Here is a 20,910-nt window from a genome sequence, read left to right on the forward strand (position 1 = left end):
CGTGCGCCTGGTGCTGATCGGTGACGGGCAGAGCCCGCACCTGCTCAAATGGGCGCGTGCGTTGGCACCCCGGGTGGAACTGTGGGCGGTCTCCAGCCGCGGGTTCGATGCTGGCTTCGATGCGCTGGTGCCGCCCGAGCGCCGGCTGGCCCTGGGCACCACGCCGCGCTTCGAGGGCGGCAACGCCGGCCTGCTGCGCGCCCTGCCCACGGTGGTGCGCTGGCTCAAGGCCGCGCAGCCGGACTGGCTGGCGCCGCATTACCTGACCTCGCACGGCACGCTGGCCTGGCTGGCGGTGTGCTTCGGTGGCGTGAAGGCACGCATCGCCGGCTCGGCCTGGGGTTCGGACATCCTGCTGACGCCGCAGAAGAACGCCGGGATGCGCTGGCTGACCCGGCGCGTGCTGCGCGCCTGTGCGCTGACCACCAGCGACTCGCGCCACATGGCCGAGCGCATGCGGGCTCTGGGCGCACGCGAGGTGATGACCTTTCCCTTCGGCCTGGAGGCCCTGCCGCCCTGGCCCGAGCACAAGGACGATGCCTTGTTCTTCGCCAACCGTGCGCTCGAAGCGCTCTACCGGCCTGAGCGGGTGCTGGAGGCCTTTGCCGCCATTGCTCAGGATTGGCCCGAGGCCCGGCTGGTGGTGGCCCACGACGGAGCGCTGCGCCCGGCGCTGGAAGCCCGTGCGGCCCAGCCCGACCTGGCGGGCAAGGTGCAGTTCGTCGGCCGGCTGGATGCCGCGACGCAAGCCGGCTGGTACGCCCGCGCCCGCTGGTACCTGAGCCTGCCGGCCAGCGATTCGGTTTCCGTCTCGGTGCTGGAGGCCATGGGCCACGGCTGCATTCCCATCCTGTCGGACCTGCCGGCCAACCGCGAGCTGGTGGACGACGGGCGCAACGGTGTGATCCTGGCCGAGGGCGAGTTGCCCACACGGGCCCGCCTGGCGCCGCTGGCGGCGCACGCCGATGCGGTGGGGGCGGACTTGCAGGAGTGGGTGGGGCTGCACGCGCTGTTTCCTGACAGCGTCCAGGCCTACGTGCAGCGGCTCGAACAACTCGGTGCAGCCGGACACGCATGAACATCCTCTACCTGAACCACTACGCCGGCACGCCCGCGCTGGGCATGGAGTACCGGCCCTACTACCTGGCGCGCGAATGGGTGCGCACCGGCCACCGCGTGACGATGGTGGCGGCCGATTTCTCGCATGTGCGGGCCCGCCAGCCCCAGGCGGGCACCGACGTGGTGGACGGCATCACCTGCCACTGGCTGCCCACGCCGCCCTACCAGGGCAATGGCCTGGGCCGGGTGAAGAACATCTGGGCCTACCTGAAGCAGGTCTGGCAGCGCACGCCGGCGCTGATCGCCGAGGCCCGGCCGGATGTGGTGATCGCCTCCAGCACCTACCCGATGGACATCTGGGTGGCGCGGCGCATCGCCCGCCGGGCCGGCGCGGTGCTGGTGTTCGAGGTGCATGACCTTTGGCCGCTGTCGCCCATCGAGCTCTCGGGCATGTCGCCCCACCATCCCTTCGCGCTGCTGTGCGGCTGGGCCGAGAAGACGGCCTACCGCGATGCGGACGTGGTGGTGTCCATGCTGCCCAAGGTGCATGAGCACATGGCTTCGCGCGGGCTGGACCTGAAGAAGCTGACCATCGTGCCCAACGGCATCTCGCCCGAGGACTGGGCCGGCACGCCGGCCGCGCTGCAGCCCGAGGTGGCGCGGGTGATCGACGCAGCCCATGCCGCCAGCCGCACGGTGCTGGGCTATGCCGGCTCCATGGGCTTGCCCAATGCGCTGGACACGCTGCTGGACGCCGCGGCGCAGCTGCGCGAGGACGCGGTGGAGATCGTGCTGGTGGGCGACGGCCATGAGCGAGAGCGCCTGGTGCGCCGCTTGGCCGACGAGGGCCTGGACAGGGTGCACTGGTGCGGCCCCATCCCCAAGGCCCAGATCCCGTCCTTCCTGGCCGCCATCGACATCGCCTACATCGGCTGGCAGCGGGTGCCCATCTACCGCTTCGGCATTGCGCCCAACAAGCTGATGGACTACCTGATGGCCGGCTGCCCGGTGCTGCACGCGGTGGAGGCCGGCAACGACCCGGTGGCCGAGGCCGGTTGCGGCGTGACCGTGCCGCCCGAATCGCCCGCCGCGATCGTGCAGGGCCTGCGCCAGCTGCTGGCCGTGCCGGCCGAGGAGCGCCGCGCCATGGGCCAGCGCGGCCGGGCCTTCGTGCAGGCCGAACACACTTACCCCGTGCTGGCCGCCCGCTTCCTGGCCGCCTGCCAGCGCGCCAGAGGACAATCCTGATCACCATGAGCACCGACAAGCTGCCGTTTTTGCCCTTCGCCCTGCCCGAGATCGGCGAGGAAGAGATCGCCGAGGTGGTGGACACCTTGCGCTCCGGCTGGGTCACCACCGGGCCCAAGGCCAAGCGTTTCGAGGCGGCCTTCACCGAGTTTCTGGGCGACACCTCGCTGGAATCCATCGCCGTCAATTCCGCCACTGCCGGCCTGCACCTGGCGCTGGAAGCGGTGGGCGTGGGCCCGGGCGACGAGGTCATCACCACCACCCACACCTTCACCGCCAGTGCCGAGGTGGCCCGCTACCTGGGCGCCGACGTGAAGCTCGTGGACATCGACCCGGCCACCTACTGCATCAGCCCCGCAGCGCTGGAGGCCGCCATCACCCCGCGCACCAAGTGCGTGGTGCCCGTGCACTACGGCGGTCTGGCGGCCGACATGACGGCCATCCTGGCCATCGCGAAGCGGCACGGCCTGAAGGTGGTGGAGGACGCGGCCCATGCCCTGCCCACCACCCACCGCGGGCAGCTCGTCGGCACGCTGGACAGCGACGCCACCGTGTTCAGCTTCTACGCCAACAAGACCATGACGACAGGCGAGGGCGGCATGCTGGTGACGCGCCACCCCGAGGTGGCCGCGCGCGCCAAGGTGATGCGCCTGCACGGCATCAACCGCGACGCCTTCGACCGCTTCACCGCCAAGGTGCCCAGCTGGTACTACGAGATCGTGGCGCCGGGCTTCAAGTACAACCTGACCGACATTGCCGCCGCGCTGGGCCTGCATCAGTTGAAGCGCCTGCAAGCCTTCCAGGCCCGCCGCGCCGAGCTGGCTGCGGGCTATGCCCAGGCCCTGGCGGGCCTGCCGCTGCGCCTGCCGCCCCAGCCGCTGGCGGGTGATGTGCATGCCTGGCACCTGTATGTGGTCGAGCTGACCGACGAGGCCCCCATCACGCGCGAGGCCTTCATCGAGTCGCTCTACGCCGACGGCATCGGCTGCAGCGTGCACTACATCCCGCTGCACCAGCACCCGTACTGGAAGGAACGCTATGGCCTGAAGGCCGAGGACTTCCCGCACAGCCAGCGGGCTTTCGAGCGCATCGTCAGCCTGCCGCTCTACACCCGCATGTCCGAGGCGGAAGTAGAGCGCGTGGCGGCCGCCGCCCGCAAGGCCTTGCGCGCCTGAGCCCTGGAACTTGCTGCTGCCCATGGCCAAGCGCCTGTTCGACCTGATTGCCGCCGGCCTGGGGCTGGCGCTGCTGGCGCTGCCCGGCCTGCTGGTGGCGCTGGCCATCAAGCTCGATTCGCCGGGTCCGGTCTTCTTCCGCCAGGAGCGGGTGGGGCGGGGCGGCCGGCCGTTTCGCATCCACAAGTTCCGCACCATGCGGGTGGACGCCGAGCGCCAGGGCCAGCTGACCGTGGGCGCCGATGCGCGCATCACCCGGGTGGGCGCCTTTCTGCGCGCCCACCGGCTGGACGAACTGCCTCAGCTGATCGATGTGCTGCAGGGCACGATGAGCCTGGTGGGCCCGCGACCCGAGGTGCCGCGCTACGTGGCGCATTACCCGGCCGCGCTGAAGGACGTGGTGCTGTCGGTGCGGCCGGGCATCACCGACCCGGCCTCGCTGCGCTTCCGCAACGAATCGGCGCAACTGGCGGCCGCGGCCGACCCGGAGCGCGAATACATCGACGTCATCCTGCCGGCCAAGCTGGCCTGTGCGGCCGACTACGCGGCCCATGCCTCGCTGTGGACCGACCTGGGCGTGGTGCTGCGCAGCCTGCGCGTGCTGCTGACCCGCTGAACCTTTCACCATGAGCACCCCCTCACTCACCGTCTGGCACCGCCTGGATCGCTTCCTGGCCCGCTTGCGTCCCCACCGCGTGCCGCTGTCGCTGGCCATCGACGCGGTCATGGTCGTCCTGGCCTGGCATGCCACCTACCTGTTCCGCATGGGCTTCGAGCGCTGGCTGCACGAGCGCCCGCCTTACGACATCTGGGTGCTGGTGGGCGTGGTGGTGGTGTACCTGTCGGCCTTCGTCGCGCTGCGCGTGCCGCAGGGCATGTGGCGGTTTTCGGGCTTCGGCGAGATCAAGCGACTGACCGGGGCCTGCCTGGTGGCCGGGGTGGTCAGCGCCGCGGGCACCATGGGGCTGCAGCTCTATGGCGTGCCGCGGGCCGTGCTGGCCCTGCACCCTTTCGTGGCCCTGATGGCGGTCAGCGGCGTGCGCCTGCTGTACCGCGCGCTGTACGAGCACGCGCGGGCGCGCATCAGCGGCCAGGGTGGGCCGGAGCGCCGCGCCCTGGTGCTGGGCGCGGGTGAGGCCGCCAAGCGCCTCCTGGCTGGCATTCAGCACCAGGGCTGGGCCGTGCTGGGCCTGCTGGACGACGACCCCGCCAAGCTGGGGGCCCGCATCGCCGGTGTGCCGGTGCTGGGGCCGCTGACAGCCGTGCAGGACCCGGGCGTGCGCGGCGAGGCCACGCATCTGATCATTGCGCTGCCGGCGGCCACCGCGGCGCAGCGGCGCCGTGCGGTCGAACTGGCTGGCGCCACGGGCCTGCCGGTGCTGACCGTGCCCTCGGCCGAAGAACTGCGCAGCGGCCAGGCCGCGGTGGACCGGGTGCGCGACATCGAGCCCGAGGATCTGCTGGGCCGCGAGCCGGTGCAGCTCGACGAGAACGGCATCGGCGAGGTGCTGCGCGGCAAGACCGTGCTGGTGACGGGCGGCGGCGGCAGCATCGGCAGCGAGTTGTGTCGCCAGGTGGCCCGCTACCAGCCAGCCCGGCTGGTGGTGGTGGAACTCTCCGAGTTCAACCTCTACTCCATCGAGCAGGACCTGGCGCTGCGCTTCCCGCAGCTGGAAGTGGTCAAGCTCATCGGCGACGTGAAGGACCTGGAGGGGCTGCGCGCCATCTTCCAGCGGACCAAGCCGCAGGTAGTCTTCCATGCTGCAGCCTACAAGCACGTGCCGCTCATGGAGGTGGACAACGCCTGGGCTGCGTTGCGCAACAACACCCTGGGCACCTACCACGCCGCGCAGGCCGCCGCCGAGGTGGGGGCCGAGCGCTTCGTGCTGATCAGCACCGACAAGGCGGTGAACCCCACCAATGTGATGGGTGCCACCAAGCGGGCAGCGGAGCTGGTCATCTCGGCCATGGCGGCTGAACACAAGGGCACCCGCTTCATGGCGGTGCGCTTCGGCAATGTGCTGGGCAGCAGTGGCAGCGTGATCCCGAAGTTCAAGGAGCAGATCGCCCGCGGTGGACCGATCACCGTGACCCATCCGGAGATCATTCGCTACTTCATGACCATCCCCGAGGCGGCCCGTTTGGTGCTGCAAGCAGCCGCCATCGGCGAGAGTGGCCAGGTGCTGGTGCTGGACATGGGCGAGCCCGTGAAGATCGTCGACCTCGCCAAGACGATGATCCGGTTGGCAGGCAAGACGGAGCAGGAGATTCCGATTGTCTTCACCGGGTTGCGGCCCGGGGAGAAGTTGTATGAGGAGTTGCTGGCTGACGCCGATGCCACTTTGCCAACCCGAATTGAACGATTACGAGTTGCGCGTCTCTTGACACCACTGCAGGGAGAGCGCGCCATGGGACAGTGGCTCAGGGACCAATTGGCGCTGAAGCTACCGCCGGACGATGTGATCCGCTTCAACCTAAAGGAAGTTGTTCGTGAGTTTCAGGGGTGAACTACCTCTTCAATGACGAGACGCCGCAGGACGTTTCATTAGAAGGAAGATCAAGGCCAGTAGCCAACCTTCTGCCCGCCGGCGGCGACATTGTGGAGCCATTGTTGCGAGCACAAGGCGGTCCAGCAAGTTCATGCGCCGCATGCGGTGTACCAGCGGCGTCTCGATGCCAACGACCGAGGCAATCAAGAGAGCGTCAGTTGCGTACTGACCCGACAGCGCCTGCGAAAGCCTGGCGCGGGCGGCGCGCCAGCCGACGTTCGCACCCACCTCGTTGCCCCCGTGTTGGCGGTAGCGCAGACTTGGCTTAGGATCGATCAGCCAACGCAGACCTTGCGCTCGAGCCCAAGCGTAAATTGCCCAATCGTGGACCTTCAACAGGTCAACCGCCTCTCTGTTATTGCGCACCCATGCCTGCAACTCGAGAAAGCGTGCCTTGGGCAAGACGAACGTGCACCCAGGTCCCGCCGACTCGAAGAGGTGATCATGTGTCCGCAGGGGCCCTGACTTCACCAGGCGGCGCTCCCTCCCGTCTGGCCAAAACGCCACAACGTCACTTGAGTAAGCATCGAAGCCCTTGTTGACGAGTTGGGTGACGGCATGATGCAACTTGTCAGGCAACCAGATATCGTCTTGATCAGCGAAGGCGACCCACTCCGTGTTCTCGAGAGAAGCATCCGCGATCAGCCGCATGAAGTTTCTGTTAGCGCTGCCGAAGCGCTGTGCGACAGGCGGCAGCAATTCGATCACGCCCTCTTTGGCGAACGACTGCAGTATTCCGAGTGTGTCGTCTTGCGACTGGTCGTCGCTCGCCACCACGCGTACTTGGACACCTTCCTGAGTCATAATGGTTCTGATCTGCTCTTTCAGCCAGAGAGCGCCGTTGTGCGTGGCAAGCAAGACAGTGACGTGTGGAGGAGGCGAAGAGGGTCGCATAGAAGAGTCCGGATCTGTCTAGATTTTAGAAGAGGAAGAGCCTTCGTCCGCTTGCAAAGGCAGGAATCATCCAAGGTTCAACAGATCCGCCCCAACTGACGTTGCGGACGAGATGACTTGAGAAGTCACAGCTTGTCTGCCGGTCCCGCATGGGCATGCACGTAAGACGGATGCCGAACGGATACACTTCCCATCTGGCTAGACCTCAATGAGTTCATGACTCAAACGAAATATCTACAGGAATCGCAGGGCTCCATGCAGAGTAATACAGACAAGACCTCAGGACGCTCTGCGCTGGATATCGCTTATGTTCTCGCTTGCGAAGCAAGACGACTAATGTTCCTGCCTCTAATTGCAGCAGTACTGGTCGTGGCATTGAGCTTTCTTGTTGCGCCCACTTACACAGCTTCGGTGACGCTGATGCCACCATCTCAGCCGCAAAGCGGGGCCGCCGCACTTTTGGGACAGCTCGGGGGGTTGGCTGCGGGTGCGGGTGCGGCAATTTCTGGGATAAAGAATCCTATGGATCAGTGGTTGGGATTTTTGAAAAGCAGAACAATTGCTGATGCGATGGTGGATCAATTTAAGCTTATGGAGCGATATGGTGTTGATTATCGATTCCAAGCGAGAGATAAGCTTTATGAGAATACCACAATCACCGCTGGTAAGGATGGATTGATACTGATAACGGTGGATGATGAATCTCCTGAGGTTTCTGCGGCGATGGCAAATGCTTATGCTGATCAAATCCAGAAGATGAGTGACACAATTGCTGTTACGGAGCCAGCGCAGCGTAGAGTTTTTTTCGAGAGGGAGATGAGTGAAGCCAAGAAGAAGTTGGATACGGCTCAGAAGACTCTCCAGGAAAGCGGTGTTAATGTCAACGCGCTGAAGGTACAGCCAGACGCCGTCATGGATTTGGTCGCTCGACTGAAGGCCGAAATTTCTGCGCAGCAAGTTCGTATCTCGGTCATGAGGCAATCTCTTGCAGATACAAGCCCAGATCTGCGTCAAGCAAGGGTGGAGCTTTCATCTCTGCAGGAGCAACTTGCGGCGGCGAGCAAGCGTGATTCCAGCGATCACGATGGGAGTGGGTACGTAGAGAAGTATCGAGACTTCAAGTACTACGAGACGCTTTACGAGTTGCTCGCCAAGCAATATGAAATTGCGCGAGTGGATGAAGCCCAAAACGGTATATTTCAAGTGGTCGACAAAGCCCAAGTTCCTGAGAAGAAGAGTCGGCCAAAGCGAGCTCTCTTGGGGATTGGTGTGTGGCTCTTTAGTTTGCTGGCACTCTCGATTTGGATTCTTCTTAGGGACTCGGTGGGCCGCCTGAAGAGTGATCCCGAGTCTTCGAAGAAGATCGATAGGATCCTTCACCCCTTCAGATCCGAATCGTGACTGAGGATGGTCTGCCCAAGTCGCAACCCGTGGTGCTTAGCGGCGACGTGACGCGCTGAGACGGTACGGGCCAAGAAATCGTACTGAACCGCCCCGGGTTTCGCGGAGGCGTTGGTTTAAGTCAGACGGTCGCGGCCTGACCAGCGCGTTGTCGATGGTAATTGGCCTCGAACTCCGCCGGCGGCACATAGCCCAGCGTGACCTGCTCCCCCCACGCCGTACCAAGTAGAAGTAGCAAGGGGTCCGCCATTCAGGAGAATCGCGGACATGAGGAAGAGCAAGTTCACAGAGGAACAGATCATCGGGTTCCTCAAGCAGGCCGAGGCCGGCATGGCGGTGGCGGAGATCTGCCGCAAGGGCGGCTTCTCGGACGCCACGTTCTACAAGTGGCGCGCCAAGTTCGGCGGCATGGATGTGTCAGAGGCCAGACGGCTACGCGAGTTGGAGGCGGAGAACGCCAAGCTCAAGCACCTGCTGGCCGAGGCGCATCTGGACCTGCATGCGCTCAAGAGTGCGTATTCCACGCGATGGCGGACACGATTCCACGCTGATGGCGGACAGTGTTCCACCATGATGGCGGACAGTGTTCCACGCTGAAGGCGGACAGCATTCCAAACTGATGGCGGACACCTGCGGGGTGTTCTGAGTGACCCGAACGCGGCATACGCTGCCCGGTTTTTTTGACCGGAGCCAGCGATGCCCACACCCAGGGTCACCATGAGCAAACTACGACACACACTGCAACTGCTGCACCGCGGGGCCTTGAGCACCCGTCAAATCGGTGCCGCCCTCGGCATCTCCAAATCCACTGTCAGCGAGATAGCCAGCTACGCGCGCGTGGCCGGCGTGGACTGGGCTACGGCCCAGAGCCTGAACGACGACGAACTCCAGGCCCGGCTTTACAAGCCACCCGTGGCGCGCGAGTCCCGGCACCTCGAACCCGACCACGCCCACATCCACCGCGAACTGCGCCGACCTGGCGTGACGCTGCAGCTGCTGTGGGAGGAATACCAGCAACAGCACAGCGGTCAGGCGTACAAGTACAGCGCCTTCTGCGAGAAGTACAAGGCTTGGGCCCGGCGCCTGCAGCGCTCCATGCGCCAGACCCACTCGGGCGGTGACAAGCTCTTCGTGGACTACGCCGGCCAGACCGTGCCCGTCGTGGACGCCAGCACCGGCGAGATACGCCCGGCCCAGGTCTTCGTGGCAGTGCTGGGCGCATCGAACTACACCTACGCCTGCGCCACTGCCAGCCAGAAGGCCGCTGACTGGGTGGCCAGCATCATTGCCACGCTGGAGTTCATCGGCGGCGTGCCCCGCCTGCTGGTGCCCGACCAGCCGCGCGCCCTCATGGCCCGCCCCGACCGCTACGAGCCCACCGCGCACCGCCTGCTCGAAGAACTCTGTGCGCACTACAGCCTGGCCGTGATGCCCGCGCGCCCGGCCAAGCCACGCGACAAACCCAAGGTGGAGGTCGCCGTGCAGGTGGTCGAGCGCTGGATTCTGGCCCGGCTGCGCCACCAGACCTTCTTCAGCCTGGCCGAGCTCAACCGGGCGATTGCCGCCTTGCTGGTGGACTTGAACCAGCGCGCGTTCAAGAAGCTGCCGGGCAACCGCGCCAGTGCCTTCGCCGAGCTTGACCGGCCGGCCCTGCGCCCCCTGCCGGCGGTGCGCATGCCCATCGCGCGCTTCAAACCCGCCCGCGTCAACATCGATTACCACGTCGAGCTCGATGGCCACTACTACTCGGTGCCCCACGCCCTGGTGGGCGAGCCGGTGGAGTTGCGCATCACGGCCGGCACGGTCGAAGTCCTGCATGGCGGCAAACGGGTGGCCGCCCACGCCCTCAATCCCCGCCGGGGTGCACACACCACCACACCTGAGCACATGCCGGCCTCGCACCGGGCGCACCTGCAGTGGACGCCGGCCAAGCTCATCGCCTGGGGCGAGCGCGTGGGTGCGGCCACCGCCGCCGTGGTGCGCTGGCAGATGGAGCACCGCCAGCATCCCGAGCAGGGTTACCGCTCCTGTCTGGGCCTCATGCGCCTGGGCCGTGAGTACGGGGCTGACCGGCTGGAGGCCGCCTGTGCGCGGGCGCAGTCGATTCGCTCACCGTCCTACAAGAGCATCGCCTCCATCCTGGGCTGCGGCCTGGACCAGCGGCCGCTGGATGCGCCGATGGCCGCACAGGCGAGCCTGCCGCTGCACGAGAACGTGCGCGGGCCGGACTACTACCACTGAGCTCCAACGCGCAAGCAAACCCAACAAGGAAGAACCATGCTCAACGAACAGACCTTGAACCAACTGCGCGCCCTGCGCCTGGACGGCATGGTGGCCGCCCTCAGCGACGCGGCCACCCACATCACAGCCAGCGAACTGCCCTTTGAACAACGTCTGGCGCTGCTGGTGCAGCGCGAGGTGGACTGGCGTGACAGCAAACGCCTGGAGCGCCTGCTCAAGGCGGCCCGCCTGAAGGTCTCCAGTGCCTGCCTGGAGGACATCGACTGGCGCGCCAGCCGGGGCCTGGGCCGGGAGGTCATCACCAGCCTGGCCGGCGGCGACTGGCTGCGCCATGGCCACAACGTGCTGCTGACCGGCGCCACCGGGTGCGGCAAGACGTGGCTTGCCTGCGCACTGGGGCAGCAGGCCGCGCGTCTGGGCTTCTCGGTGCTCTACACCCGCGCGCCACGGCTGCTGCAGGAGTTGCACGTGGCCCACGGCGATGGCAGCCTGGGCAAACGGCTGGCGCAACTGGCGCGGCTGGACCTGCTCATCCTGGACGACTTCGGCATCGCGCCGATTGCCGCGCACGAGCGAAACGACCTGCTGGAGTTGCTCGACGACCGGGTGGGTGCGCGCTCGACGCTCATCACCAGCCAGTTGCCGGTGACGGCCTGGCACGCCTGGCTGGACGAGCCCACGCTGGCCGACGCCATCCTGGACCGCATCGTGCACGGCTCGCACAAGATAGCCCTCAAGGGCGAGTCGATGAGAAAGCTGGCAAAGGCCGTCTGAGCCGGCCGCGCCGACCGCCATTCCACGCTGATGGCGGACACTTCGGCTACGATTTGAGCGTCACTCAGGACACCCGCGCAACGTGTCCGCCATCGCCTGGAACGCTGTCCGCGATGGGAATGGAATCACTGTCCGCCATCAGTGGAATGCGCACAAGAGCGTGCTCGGGGTAAAAAGGTAGCCCCACAGGCCCGGCGCGAGATGATCACGCGGCTGGTGCAGGAGCACCAACTGTCCGAGCGTCGCGCGTGCAGGCTTGTGGGGCTAAGCCGAGACAGCTACCGGCACCCGCCGGTGCCCAGCGCACAGACCCAGGCGCTAAAGGACAGGATCGTCGAGATCGCGCACATCCGCCGACGCTTTGGCTACCGGCGCGTGCACGACCTGCTGCGCAACGACTTTCCCGGTGTCAATCACAAGCGGGTGTACCGGCTCTACAGCGCGGCCAATCTGGCGGTGCGCAAGCGCAAGAAGGCCAAGCGGCCGGTGATGGAGCGCACGCCCCTGAACATCGCCCAACGCATCAATGAGGTGTGGAGCATGGACTTTGTCAGCGACAGCCTGGCCAGCGGGCGGCGCATCAAGTGCCTGACCGTGGCCGATGACTTCAGCCACGAATGCGTGGAGATTGCAGTGGACTACGGCATCAGCGGTCTGTACGTCACCCGGCTGCTGGACCAGGCAGCGCGATTCAGGGGCTACCCGGCCGCGGTCAGAACGGACAACGGCCCGGAGTTCACCAGCCGGGCCTTCATCGCCTGGACCCAGGAGCACCACATCCGCCACATCCTCATCGAGCCGGGGCGTCCCATGCAGAACGGCTACATCGAGAGCTTCAACGGCAAGTTCCGTGACGAGTGCCTCAATGAGCACTGGTTCCAGAGCCTGCGCCAGGCACGCACCGAGATTGCCGCATGGCGTCGGGACTACAACGAGGTCCGACCCCACAGCAGCATTGGCCGCATACCGCCAGCCAGGTATGCCGAGCAACTGCGTCAGCAGGCAGGCGACGCCGCTCGTCACGAGATCCCTGCCCAGATCCATTAACCTTCAACCCCAGGACCCCAACCGAATCACTGGTACGGCTGAAGGGGGCAGGTCACTACGAGTTGCGCCTGCCGGCCAAGGATGGCCCGGTCATGCAGGCGATGAGGACGCTGTCGGCGCAGTACCCGCGCTACGGCTACCGGCGCATCCGGATCTTCCTGCGGCGCCAAGGCTTCGAGCTGAGTTGGTCGCGCACGCACCGGCTGTGGCGTCAGGCGGGCCTGCTGCTGCCCAAGAAGCGGCCACGCAGGCGAATCGCCACAGGCAGACCCCGGGCCTTTACGCCCTTCAAGGCGAATGCGGTCTGGGCCTACGACTTCGTCTTCGACACCACCGCCGAAGGCCAGCAGATCAAATGCCTGACGGTCATCGACGAGTACACCCGCGAATGTCTGGCCATCGACGTGGCTGGCTCGATTCGATCCAAGCGGGTGGTCGAGGTGCTGTCCAGACTGGTCAGTTTGCATGGCGCGCCGCTGTTCATGCGCTCGGACAACGGCCCGGAATTCGTCAGTCACGCCATCCTGGAGTGGATCGCTCAAGCGGGCATTGCGACTGCGCTGAGCGACCCCGGCAAGCCTTGGCAGAACGGGGCCGACGAGAGCTTCAACGGCAAATTCCGCGACGAATGCCTGTCGCTGGAATGGTTCAGATCGCGCAAAGAGGCCTCCGTCATCATCGAAGCCTGGCGCCGGCACTACAACGCCGTGCGCCCCCACAGCAGCTTGAACTACATGACCCCGCACGAGTTCAAGCTGCACAATCCCACTCACCCCAACCGGGCCGTCTTACAGGAATAACTGGCTCGAAAAAGCCGAGCAGGTCACCGGGGCGGTTCAGGTGCTGGGCGGAGCCGGGCATTCGCGCATCCTCCCTAGGCCAGGGAGTCCAAATACTCACTGCCGAGGTAGGCGCATGGCTCAATTGCCGCCCCCTCGGACCACTCGTTCCAAGCGTTGATCATTAGGGGGAGCTCCACATCGCACGTCCCCGCCTTAAGCAGACTGCGGAACTGGTCGCCGCTCAAGGGTTCGAGTGCAGTGAATCTATCTTGATAGCGGGGAGTGTTGTTCCATCCGGGGCTGATGACATTCTGAACGGGGCCCGGAAATTCTTTCACCCAGTCCCGGCGCTCTCTTGAGTTCATATAGTTTATGAAATCATTCGCCGAGAAGGTTTGACCTTTCTGCTGGAAACGATCAATGAATGTAATGGTCCTATTTGCAATGCCTTCTCCTGTGAACTTTCGAAAGACATCGAAGGTGCGCTTTGCCAAGCTGCCTCGGCCTCTTCTCTTGGTGCCGAAAAATAGTCTTGGCTCAAAGAGATAACTTCCATCAGTTAGGTTTGAATACTGGAAGTCGAAAGGGTTTTTTACGAAATGAGCAATATAGACGTCAACGCCTCGCTCTAAGAGGATTTTTCTATAAATTGCCAAGGTCTCTTCGGGGTGACTGAAGTGGGCTATGTTGTAGATGCAAAAGAGTGGTCTATTATCGATCCGGTGGTAGCCGGGTGTATTGAAGCACTTTACTAAGTGATCGCAATGCTTTCGGATGCTCTCGATAGAAGGGCGATCCGATAGATTAACTAGTGGTGTAGAGTCACCAATCCATCGCTTTGACCAATTTTCTGTCGCCCAGATAACGAACCACTTGAAGCTCTTATTGCTCAGGTTGGCTTGGTGTAATATGTTCTCCTCGAAGGCGCTTAGCTCATGGCTTTCGTAGAACCAATAGTGATAGATTCCAAATCCTGTCAGGCCGGCGGCTAATGCGGTCTCAATTTGGTGCTCATGGACGGAAATGTTGGATCCGTCGTAGAACCCCATGGCGGGAGCTCTGCGGCTCCATCTTTCTCGAAGATTCGCCTCGGCGACCAGAGCCCAGTCGGTAAATCCATATCCCCAGGCTCGGTTGTTGATGTCTGTTGGGTAGAATTGTGGGAAATAGATGGCAAACCGATTCATCGTAGGGTTCCTCTTGCCCATCTGACAACGCGTAGACTGACTGCCGCCCAGCAGCCAACGTACCTTCTCAAAGTGGCGGGGTACAGCTTTCTAAATACGGGATCACGGGCAAAGGAGGATAGGCCTGTCCCAGAATACCAAGCGAGCGGGGTTCTGCGATATTGCCATTTATGATCTTCAGGGTCTTTGCTCCAAATTATCCTAATATTTAATAGATGATCTGACTGAACTCGCATTTTTCGAATGTAGGGACCATGCCGATCAAAGGTGCTTCTGGAGTAGATTATCCCCTGATGACATAAGTTTTGTATTAGAACTCGCCAACGAGATGGCTTGCCCCTATATATTCCATCGCTGCCCCAGTAGACATCATGATAGAGAACTGAAGGTGACTGTGTTGCCAGGATGTCCATTGTTTCTTTGAGGCTTGGGAGTAAGATATCGTCTTTGCCGCAAAAAAATAGGTAACGCCCAGAACTGGCACGGGCTCCATCGTTCATCGCACCGTAGATACTTTTGTGGGTCTCTGCGACGATTTTGGCGTCCGCGGATAACTCGTCAGCTGAACTTAATTGCTTTGTCGGTACGACCAGAACTATTTCGCAGCGTCTTTGATCAGGCTCGACAATGCGAATTGAGTCAATGCATCGCCGAAGTTCCCGATCTATTTCCAGTGAGGGAATGACAATAGACAGTACAGGTTTGGGATCGTCCGTTGCCCCTGTTGGATTTTTGGGATCATTCATTGGTTGGGAGTCTTGTCCGGTGGGCACAAAAACCAAGTCGCTAGGAGTACTGGGAACGCGAGTAAGGCGGATAACTGGAAAGCCAGGACATCCTGTGTCCAAAGAATAATCGAAGTTAGCGCAACATTCCAGGTTATATACTTCGCGATCGGGGATTTCATTCCAGCTGCCGCCGTCAAAAAGATGTAGAGCATGACGATGCTCGAGAGAGCACCGGCTGCAGCGTAGACGAAAGCATACCCAGGCGCTGCGTAGTAAACGGCGAAAGCCATTAGGGATGCGTTTGCTCCATTGCCATCTGACGGGCCGAAATAGCTATCGTATAGAAGGACCCCGAGGGGTGGATCTTGTGGGTGCAAAGCAAAGAGTCGAACGTACGAGCGGAAAAACTCAATCAAAGGGCCGTGTTCTGCGCTCAGCCCACTTCGAATGTCAAAGGCAATGGCCCGTGCATCGTTGGTCAAGAAGATACGATTAAAGGCTAAGTCAAAGAAATCCAGGACAGTGATTCCTAGAAAACCTGAAATCACGTAGGCGGTCGCCCCCAGAGCCGCCATAACGGCAAATCCCATTCCAAATATGATCTTCCTGGGCAGGCGGGCTTGCTGATAATCGACAAGCGAGAATATAGAAAATATCCAAAGAAAGAATGCTCCTTTGGAGCCAGAGGCGATGGACGCAGCAGCTTGGAAAATTATTATCAAGAATGCCAGCTTGCCGAATTTTCTGTGAGTCAACTGGTGCGCAAGCAGACCAGACTGGATGCGAGTGAGAAGCGCCAAGCAGTATGTGGCGTACTTGAGGAATGGATTATTGGAAAGGTAATCGTTTTTTGCTCCTTCGGAGAATAATCCGAAGCCTGAGCTGGTGGCAATTACTGAGAATAGGGCCAATTCGAATATAAATAGGGCGATGATTGACTTTTGCACTGTCTCGTTGTCGGCGGAAGCAAGCCATTCATAGGCGCGTACAAATGCGACACAGAAGACGGTGAGGTTAATGAATTCGAATGCAAGCCCGCTGGCCAGATCGCTCAGGGCTGGCGGGTGATCAGCCAAAAAGCCGGTAGCAAAGAACGCAGCACCGAGTGCCGGGGTGAAGCTAAAGGCGAATGCACGCCACCAAATCCTCGGTCTGCCGGCTAACCCGCAGGCGGCCCAGGTGAGGGCCAATGCGACCACGAACGTGATGGCCTTCGATACAAAAAGATAAGAATACATGCCCGGATCGGCTCAGTCTGCAGGAGATGCAGCCAAGTCCTGTCGGTCTCGTGTGACTCGGTTGTACAGGTCTTGGTATTGAGCGGCCACACTTGAATAGGCGTGATTGCAGAGAGAGAAGCGACGGCATGCCTCTTCCGGTCGTGGACGCTGGAGCCAGTGCATGAGGCCTTCTGTGAAGCCCGCAACCTCGAATGGCTCGGCCAACCATCCTGTAGCTTTGTGCTCGATCAGGTCGGGCATGCCACCGATGCGAAAGGCTACGCAAGGGAGACCACATGCCATTGCCTCCACCAGGGTATTCGGGAGGTTGTCCTGCAGCGATGGGGCGGCGAACACATCGGCTGCCGAGTAAAGCAACGCCAGGGTCAGGTCGTCTGACAGGTTGCCGAAGTAGTGGGGCTGGAAAGGCAAGCCCGTGTCGGCGATCCGCGGTGCCGTGGCGCCGAAGATCAACAGCTCGATGTCGCCTGCCTGGCCGTCTGCGAGCGACCGCATGTGGCCAAGAGCCGTGCGCAACTCCGCGTAGCCCTTGCGGGGGTCGCCCGTGGCGGACGAGGCGCCGAACAGAACGTAGCGACGGTGGGGATCCAGCCCCAGGGCGTCACATGCCGTCTGGCGGTTCACGGGACGATAGATCCGGTGGTCGATGCAGTTCGGAATCACCGAACAGGGCTGATGGGACATCAGGGCGCTTTGGCGAGCGCAGTCTGCCAGCCACTGGCTGGGGCTTACCAGATGGAACTGCTGCCGGCACCAGGCCTTGCGCTTGCGCTGCCAGGTCCATGCGTCCAGGTCCGGGCCCTCATGTTGGCTCGGCCGGTTATCTGGTCGGTAAGCCTCACGGTAGCGGCCGGGGTTCAGGAAGTCGTCGTAGTGTTCTGCGCCGGAGATCGGCCACATGTCGTGCAGCGTCCAGACCAGCGGATGCCGGATGCGGGCGATCTCGGCGACGGACAGCATTTCGTTGCCCAGCCAGTGCAGCTGGACCACATCGACGTTCTGGGCGTTGATCCAGGGGACCAGGCCACTTCCCGTCAGGTTGAGCGAGTGAATCCCCGGGTTGGTGGGCGTGTGTTGCCTCCGCATCAGCCGGGCCGTCGCCCCCCGTTTCAGCTGATGCCAAATGCGTCGCCAAGGGGACATAGGCGCCAATACGGCAGGGTCGTCACTCGTTTTCTCAAGTACCAGCATTCGGCTTTCTACACCGCACTGCAACAGCGCTTCGTGCAGCCGAAATGCAGCGCGGGCAGCACCGCCGACTAAATCAGTGGTGTTGATGTGAAGAACTTTTAAGTCCCGGCCAGTGGATGTTTTCTTTGTTCCGGTCACGCGGTTTATGCCGATTAGATTTGTTGACGGTCCTATTTGAATTGCTCCCTCCACTTGTCAATTGCGCTGCTGTCCATCCTTATCAGAGTGGGCCCTGGATTTTTGATCCATTTTCTAATGCTTTCCAAGTCGTCGCGGGCGGCTACCGGTAATCCGGTGTCTTTTGAAATTTCTTGAGCTCTATTATCAACGGCGATAATTAATGCTCTATGTTTGAATTGAAGTGCGCGGACTCCGCCATGCAGTCGCGTCCCGATGAAGTCAATATCATCATCAGATGATAAAAGTTGATCATAATCTCGGAGGCTTGGGGTTAGTCTTATTACTCCGATCGGCCTGAGGCTGTCTAGGTAGCGTAGGTCCCCGGATCCTTGTGGCCAAAAGTAGACGGTTGAATAAAATTTCTGCAGTAAATCCAGGATATTTCGGTCTCTTTGCTTGTCCTGATGGTAGTCCGTAAGGGTTAGTACCGCTTTCGTTGAGCGTCGTGCGGTGATGGATTCGCAATGCTCAGGTGTGAGTTGCCACATGGTTGGGCAGCCGGTATTTATGGTATTTTTTATTCCGATCTTTGAGAGCATTCTTCTTGTGTATTCGTCTCTAACGGAATGCATTTCCTCATGGGAGAGGATGCTGCGCAGGATCGTTCTCGTATAAAGATCGGGTGGAGGTTGATATTGCCACCACCCAACACCCATGAGGGTGACGTTTTTCAGCTTTAATGCTTGCAGCAGTCCGATTTTCCATTGGGCGTACCTGAGCATTTTTGAGCTCAAAAGGTTGGTTCCGCCGACAAACCGGAATTTCGCATTCTTCGCTTGGCGCAAAGATATATTGCTTATGACCTCTTGGGTGGGGGCGGTTATGATTTGCTCTGAGGGGAGTAAGTTTGATATTTCACGCTTAACCGCCTCGATGATAATTTGGTCCCCTAGGTTTGATGATGCGATGGATGGGTCAAACAAAAGTGTTGTCATGGATTTGTTTGTTTCAATATTTATTTAAATTTTATATTTTTAGCCATCGAATTAATTTCGCTCAGGCTGGGTAAAAATTTTGGGAGTTTTTCCCCTAGCGCTAGCGGGTACAGTGCAATGGTGAGCGCTAGGCGCAAGATGGCGGCGCAAAGTAGTAAGGCGGCCAAGTAGATTGGCATATCCTGCGTTGGAAGTGCTGGAAGTGTTGCAAGCAGTGGGATTGTTACAAAGCCCTGTCTTAATAAAACTAGACCCGGCCGGCCGCCTGCATTAAACCTCTGGGCAAGAGTCCAGCTTCCTGCCCCTATGACTGCTTCGAATGATAGTATTATGAATGGGGTAATCATTCCATTAAAATCGGGTCCGAAAATTCTTGGAATGAAAAGTGGGGCGGCTAATGATATAAGTGTGGTCGCCATCAGCATCGGTAAAAAGCTTAAGCGAAAACTCTTTTTAACCGCCTCCGATAGTTCGCCGTCCTGCTTCCCTGCAAAACGAGAAAATATGGATAGAGATGCGGAGTCCTGAACGGAGGCTATAACTCTGGTCGTTGTGAATGCGAGTGTATACAGCCCGAAATCCTTGGCGTTTCCTTTGGATAGAAGGAATATCTTGTCTATATTTAATAGAATTAGGCCAAGCAGTGCGGTTCCTTGGTATTTCCAGGCGTAGTTGAATATATCGCGCAATCCTGAATGGCCTGGGGTGGGAAGGTGTTTTGCGTTTCTTATGTGTATGGCTGTTGCTGTCAAGCAGTATGCTGCTGCGATGGCTGTGGCAGCTGACTGGAATATAAGCAAGGATTCGTATCCCAGATTTTTTTGGGTGGTGTATATGGTGCCCAAGAAGCAGCTTGTTGCCAGGGGTATTATGATTCTTGATGCATTAAATGTGCGCAGATCTGGGTTAATTTGGGCTGTTGTGCTGCCAAATGAAAATAGCCCCGTTGCTAACGAAATTATTATAATTAGCGGGGTGGAGAATTCAATTTCTGGCGAATAAAATTTTAACGCCGCAAATGCCGATAGGGGAATCGTTGTTGCGACTACGAGTGTCGCTGATAGTGCCGTGAGTTTTATGAAATTTAGCCGGTGCTGGAGGCCCCAGTGATAAACAATGGAGTGAGCTAGTCCGCACTGCGCAATTCCAGAGGAGACGGTGGCTATTAATATTGCGGCCGCGATATGGCCGCGTCCTTCTGGGCCAAGTAGGCGGGCCGCTAGAATTGATGCTGAAAAAGTTAGAGCTGTCACCACCCCTGTACTCGTCAGGGTGTGAAGCCAAGCGCGTCCGATGCCGGTTGAGCGGGACATCCTCGTAGTCCGTCCGCCGATTCAAGTTCTGAAAGGGGCGATTTCGTATGTGCGCTGTATACCTGACGCTAGGCTGGTACTCGCTACCCACCCTAGGTTAGTCAGACTGCTTACATCAAGCAGCTTGCGTGGCGTGCCATCCGGCTTGCTGGCATCGAACACGATCTCGCCCTGGAATCCGACGACGTTCATCACCGTCTCGGCTAGCTCGCGGATGGTCACGTCTTCACCGGTGCCGATGTTGAGCAGCGGGCCGTCGTAGCCGCGCTCCATCAGGAACACGCAGGCGTCGGCCAGGTCGTCCACATACAGGAATTCGCGCCGCGGCGTGCCGCTGCCCCACACCACGTACTGCGCGTCACCGCGCAGCTTGGCCTCGTGCGCCTTGCGGATGAGCGCGGGCAGCACGTGGCTGTTGTTCAGGTCGTAGTTGTCGTTGGGCCCGTACAGGTTGGTGGGCATGACGCTGATGTACTGGCGGCCGTACTGCGCGTTGTAGGCCTCGCACATCTTGATGCCGGCAATCTTGGCGATGGCATAGGGCTCGTTGGTGGGCTCCAGCGGGCCGGTCAACAAGTACTCTTCCTTGATGGGCTGCGGGGCCAGCTTGGGGTAGATGCAGCTGCTGCCCAGGAACATCAGCCGCTGCACGCCGGCCAGGTGGGCGCCATGGATGAGGTTGTTCTGGATGGTGAGGTTGGTGTGCAGGAACTCGGCGCGGTAGGTGTTGTTGGCGTGAATACCGCCCACCTTGGCCGCGGCGATGAAGATGTAGGCCGGGCGGTGCTGGGCCAGGTAAGCCTGCACGGCGACGGTGTCCATCAGGTCCAGCTCGGTGCGGCCGGGGGCCAGCACCTGGGTGTAGCCGCCGGCCTGCAGGCGGCGCACCAGGGCGCTGCCCACCATGCCGCGGGCGCCGGCCACCAGGATGGTGGCGTCCTTCGCGATCGCAGTCATGGCGCGGG

At 61.1% G+C, this 20,910-nt stretch carries 16 protein-coding genes and 3 pseudogenes; 11 read left to right on the forward strand and 8 right to left on the reverse strand.

The window, feature by feature from the left end; genetic code table 11:
- The first annotated feature begins 1 nt into the window (after position 1).
- Genes LRM40_RS05280 through LRM40_RS05300 form a run of 5 tightly spaced genes read left to right on the forward strand, consistent with a single transcriptional unit; the run spans position 2 to position 5,989 of the window.
- Positions 2-1,078: a glycosyltransferase gene (locus LRM40_RS05280; protein WP_231067734.1), complete on the forward strand. Its 1,077-nt coding sequence runs from the start codon at positions 2-4 to the stop codon at positions 1,076-1,078.
- On the forward strand, positions 1,075-2,307 hold the full coding sequence (locus tag LRM40_RS05285) for a glycosyltransferase family 4 protein (protein WP_151122076.1): 1,233 nt from the start codon (positions 1,075-1,077) through the stop codon (positions 2,305-2,307). The genes LRM40_RS05280 and LRM40_RS05285 overlap by 4 nt, the downstream gene beginning before the upstream one ends.
- Before the next feature lie 5 nt (positions 2,308-2,312).
- Positions 2,313-3,482: a DegT/DnrJ/EryC1/StrS family aminotransferase gene (locus LRM40_RS05290; protein ID WP_151122075.1), complete on the forward strand. Its 1,170-nt coding sequence runs from the start codon at positions 2,313-2,315 to the stop codon at positions 3,480-3,482.
- 22 nt (positions 3,483-3,504) lie between these two features.
- Positions 3,505-4,098 (forward strand): sugar transferase, encoded by a 594-nt coding sequence (locus LRM40_RS05295; protein ID WP_151122199.1) that lies wholly within the window; start codon positions 3,505-3,507, stop codon positions 4,096-4,098.
- 10 nt (positions 4,099-4,108) lie between these two features.
- Complete coding sequence (locus LRM40_RS05300; RefSeq protein WP_151122074.1) at positions 4,109-5,989, forward strand: polysaccharide biosynthesis protein; 1,881 nt, start codon at positions 4,109-4,111, stop codon at positions 5,987-5,989.
- A gap of 9 nt (positions 5,990-5,998) precedes the next feature.
- Here the strand turns inward: LRM40_RS05300 and LRM40_RS05305 are convergent, their stop codons facing one another.
- A complete protein-coding gene (locus LRM40_RS05305) occupies positions 5,999-6,889 on the reverse strand; it encodes a glycosyltransferase (RefSeq protein WP_170288761.1) in 891 nt (296 codons plus the stop codon).
- A 252-nt stretch (positions 6,890-7,141) separates the two neighbouring features.
- On the opposite strand from LRM40_RS05305, the gene LRM40_RS05310 reads away from it, so the two are divergent.
- From LRM40_RS05310 to LRM40_RS05335, 6 genes and pseudogenes are all read left to right on the forward strand, one after another.
- Positions 7,142-8,326, forward strand: a complete 1,185-nt coding sequence (locus LRM40_RS05310) for a GumC domain-containing protein (protein WP_151122072.1) — start codon at positions 7,142-7,144, stop codon at positions 8,324-8,326.
- Between the two features lie 267 nt (positions 8,327-8,593).
- Positions 8,594-8,836: pseudogene (locus LRM40_RS05315) on the forward strand (transposase); the annotation flags it as partial.
- 186 nt (positions 8,837-9,022) lie between these two features.
- Entirely contained in the window at positions 9,023-10,567 is a 1,545-nt protein-coding gene (gene istA, locus LRM40_RS05320; RefSeq protein ID WP_151126052.1) for an IS21 family transposase, read from the forward strand.
- Positions 10,568-10,603: 36 nt separating this feature from the next.
- Positions 10,604-11,341: an IS21-like element helper ATPase IstB gene (gene istB / locus LRM40_RS05325; RefSeq protein ID WP_151126053.1), complete on the forward strand. Its 738-nt coding sequence runs from the start codon at positions 10,604-10,606 to the stop codon at positions 11,339-11,341.
- Between the two features lie 171 nt (positions 11,342-11,512).
- Positions 11,513-12,388, forward strand: a pseudogene (locus tag LRM40_RS05330) (IS3 family transposase); the annotation flags it as partial.
- 41 nt (positions 12,389-12,429) lie between these two features.
- Positions 12,430-13,188 (forward strand): annotated as a pseudogene (locus tag LRM40_RS05335) (IS3 family transposase); the annotation flags it as partial.
- A gap of 74 nt (positions 13,189-13,262) precedes the next feature.
- Here LRM40_RS05335 and LRM40_RS05340 read toward each other — a convergent pair.
- The 7 genes from LRM40_RS05340 to LRM40_RS05365 are packed head-to-tail and all read right to left on the reverse strand — an operon-like array spanning position 13,263 to position 20,902.
- Complete coding sequence (locus LRM40_RS05340; protein WP_170288821.1) at positions 13,263-14,357, reverse strand: glycoside hydrolase family 99-like domain-containing protein; 1,095 nt, start codon at positions 14,355-14,357, stop codon at positions 13,263-13,265.
- On the reverse strand, positions 14,354-15,103 hold the full coding sequence (locus LRM40_RS21570) for a glycosyltransferase (protein WP_375138557.1): 750 nt from the start codon (positions 15,101-15,103) through the stop codon (positions 14,354-14,356). The genes LRM40_RS05340 and LRM40_RS21570 overlap by 4 nt, the downstream gene beginning before the upstream one ends.
- On the reverse strand, positions 15,100-16,323 hold the full coding sequence (locus LRM40_RS05345) for a hypothetical protein (RefSeq protein ID WP_151123442.1): 1,224 nt from the start codon (positions 16,321-16,323) through the stop codon (positions 15,100-15,102). Before LRM40_RS05345 ends, LRM40_RS21570 begins: the two co-directional genes overlap by 4 nt.
- A gap of 12 nt (positions 16,324-16,335) precedes the next feature.
- Entirely contained in the window at positions 16,336-17,655 is a 1,320-nt protein-coding gene (locus LRM40_RS05350; RefSeq protein WP_170288822.1) for a glycosyltransferase, read from the reverse strand.
- 32 nt (positions 17,656-17,687) lie between these two features.
- Positions 17,688-18,632, reverse strand: a complete 945-nt coding sequence (locus tag LRM40_RS05355; RefSeq protein ID WP_151123444.1) for a polysaccharide pyruvyl transferase family protein — start codon at positions 18,630-18,632, stop codon at positions 17,688-17,690.
- 20 nt (positions 18,633-18,652) lie between these two features.
- A complete protein-coding gene (locus LRM40_RS05360) occupies positions 18,653-19,945 on the reverse strand; it encodes a lipopolysaccharide biosynthesis protein (RefSeq protein WP_151123445.1) in 1,293 nt (430 codons plus the stop codon).
- Between the two features lie 21 nt (positions 19,946-19,966).
- Positions 19,967-20,902, reverse strand: coding sequence for a GDP-L-fucose synthase family protein (locus tag LRM40_RS05365; protein ID WP_211372957.1), 936 nt, complete (start codon positions 20,900-20,902; stop codon positions 19,967-19,969).
- Positions 20,903-20,910: the final 8 nt, after the last annotated feature.

The organism is Ideonella dechloratans (assembly GCF_021049305.1).
Classification (GTDB): Bacteria; Pseudomonadota; Gammaproteobacteria; order Burkholderiales; family Burkholderiaceae_C; genus Ideonella; species Ideonella dechloratans.

Bases quoted from the DNA above. Each gene is read 5' to 3' on its own strand.
- LRM40_RS05360 (WP_151123445.1), bottom strand. From the start codon at position 19,945: ATGTCCCGCTCAACCGGCATCGGACGCGCTTGGCTTCACACCCTGACG.
- LRM40_RS05355 (WP_151123444.1), bottom strand. From the start codon at position 18,632: ATGACAACACTTTTGTTTGACCCATCCATCGCATCATCAAACCTAGGG.
- LRM40_RS05300 (WP_151122074.1), top strand. From the start codon at position 4,109: ATGAGCACCCCCTCACTCACCGTCTGGCACCGCCTGGATCGCTTCCTG.
- LRM40_RS05285 (WP_151122076.1), top strand. From the start codon at position 1,075: ATGAACATCCTCTACCTGAACCACTACGCCGGCACGCCCGCGCTGGGC.
- LRM40_RS05345 (WP_151123442.1), bottom strand. From the start codon at position 16,323: ATGTATTCTTATCTTTTTGTATCGAAGGCCATCACGTTCGTGGTCGCA.
- LRM40_RS05310 (WP_151122072.1), top strand. From the start codon at position 7,142: ATGACTCAAACGAAATATCTACAGGAATCGCAGGGCTCCATGCAGAGT.
- LRM40_RS05340 (WP_170288821.1), bottom strand. From the start codon at position 14,357: ATGAATCGGTTTGCCATCTATTTCCCACAATTCTACCCAACAGACATC.
- istA (WP_151126052.1), top strand. From the start codon at position 9,023: ATGCCCACACCCAGGGTCACCATGAGCAAACTACGACACACACTGCAA.
- istB (WP_151126053.1), top strand. From the start codon at position 10,604: ATGCTCAACGAACAGACCTTGAACCAACTGCGCGCCCTGCGCCTGGAC.
- LRM40_RS21570 (WP_375138557.1), bottom strand. From the start codon at position 15,103: ATGAATGATCCCAAAAATCCAACAGGGGCAACGGACGATCCCAAACCT.
- LRM40_RS05290 (WP_151122075.1), top strand. From the start codon at position 2,313: ATGAGCACCGACAAGCTGCCGTTTTTGCCCTTCGCCCTGCCCGAGATC.
- LRM40_RS05365 (WP_211372957.1), bottom strand. From the start codon at position 20,902: ATGACTGCGATCGCGAAGGACGCCACCATCCTGGTGGCCGGCGCCCGC.
- LRM40_RS05295 (WP_151122199.1), top strand. From the start codon at position 3,505: ATGGCCAAGCGCCTGTTCGACCTGATTGCCGCCGGCCTGGGGCTGGCG.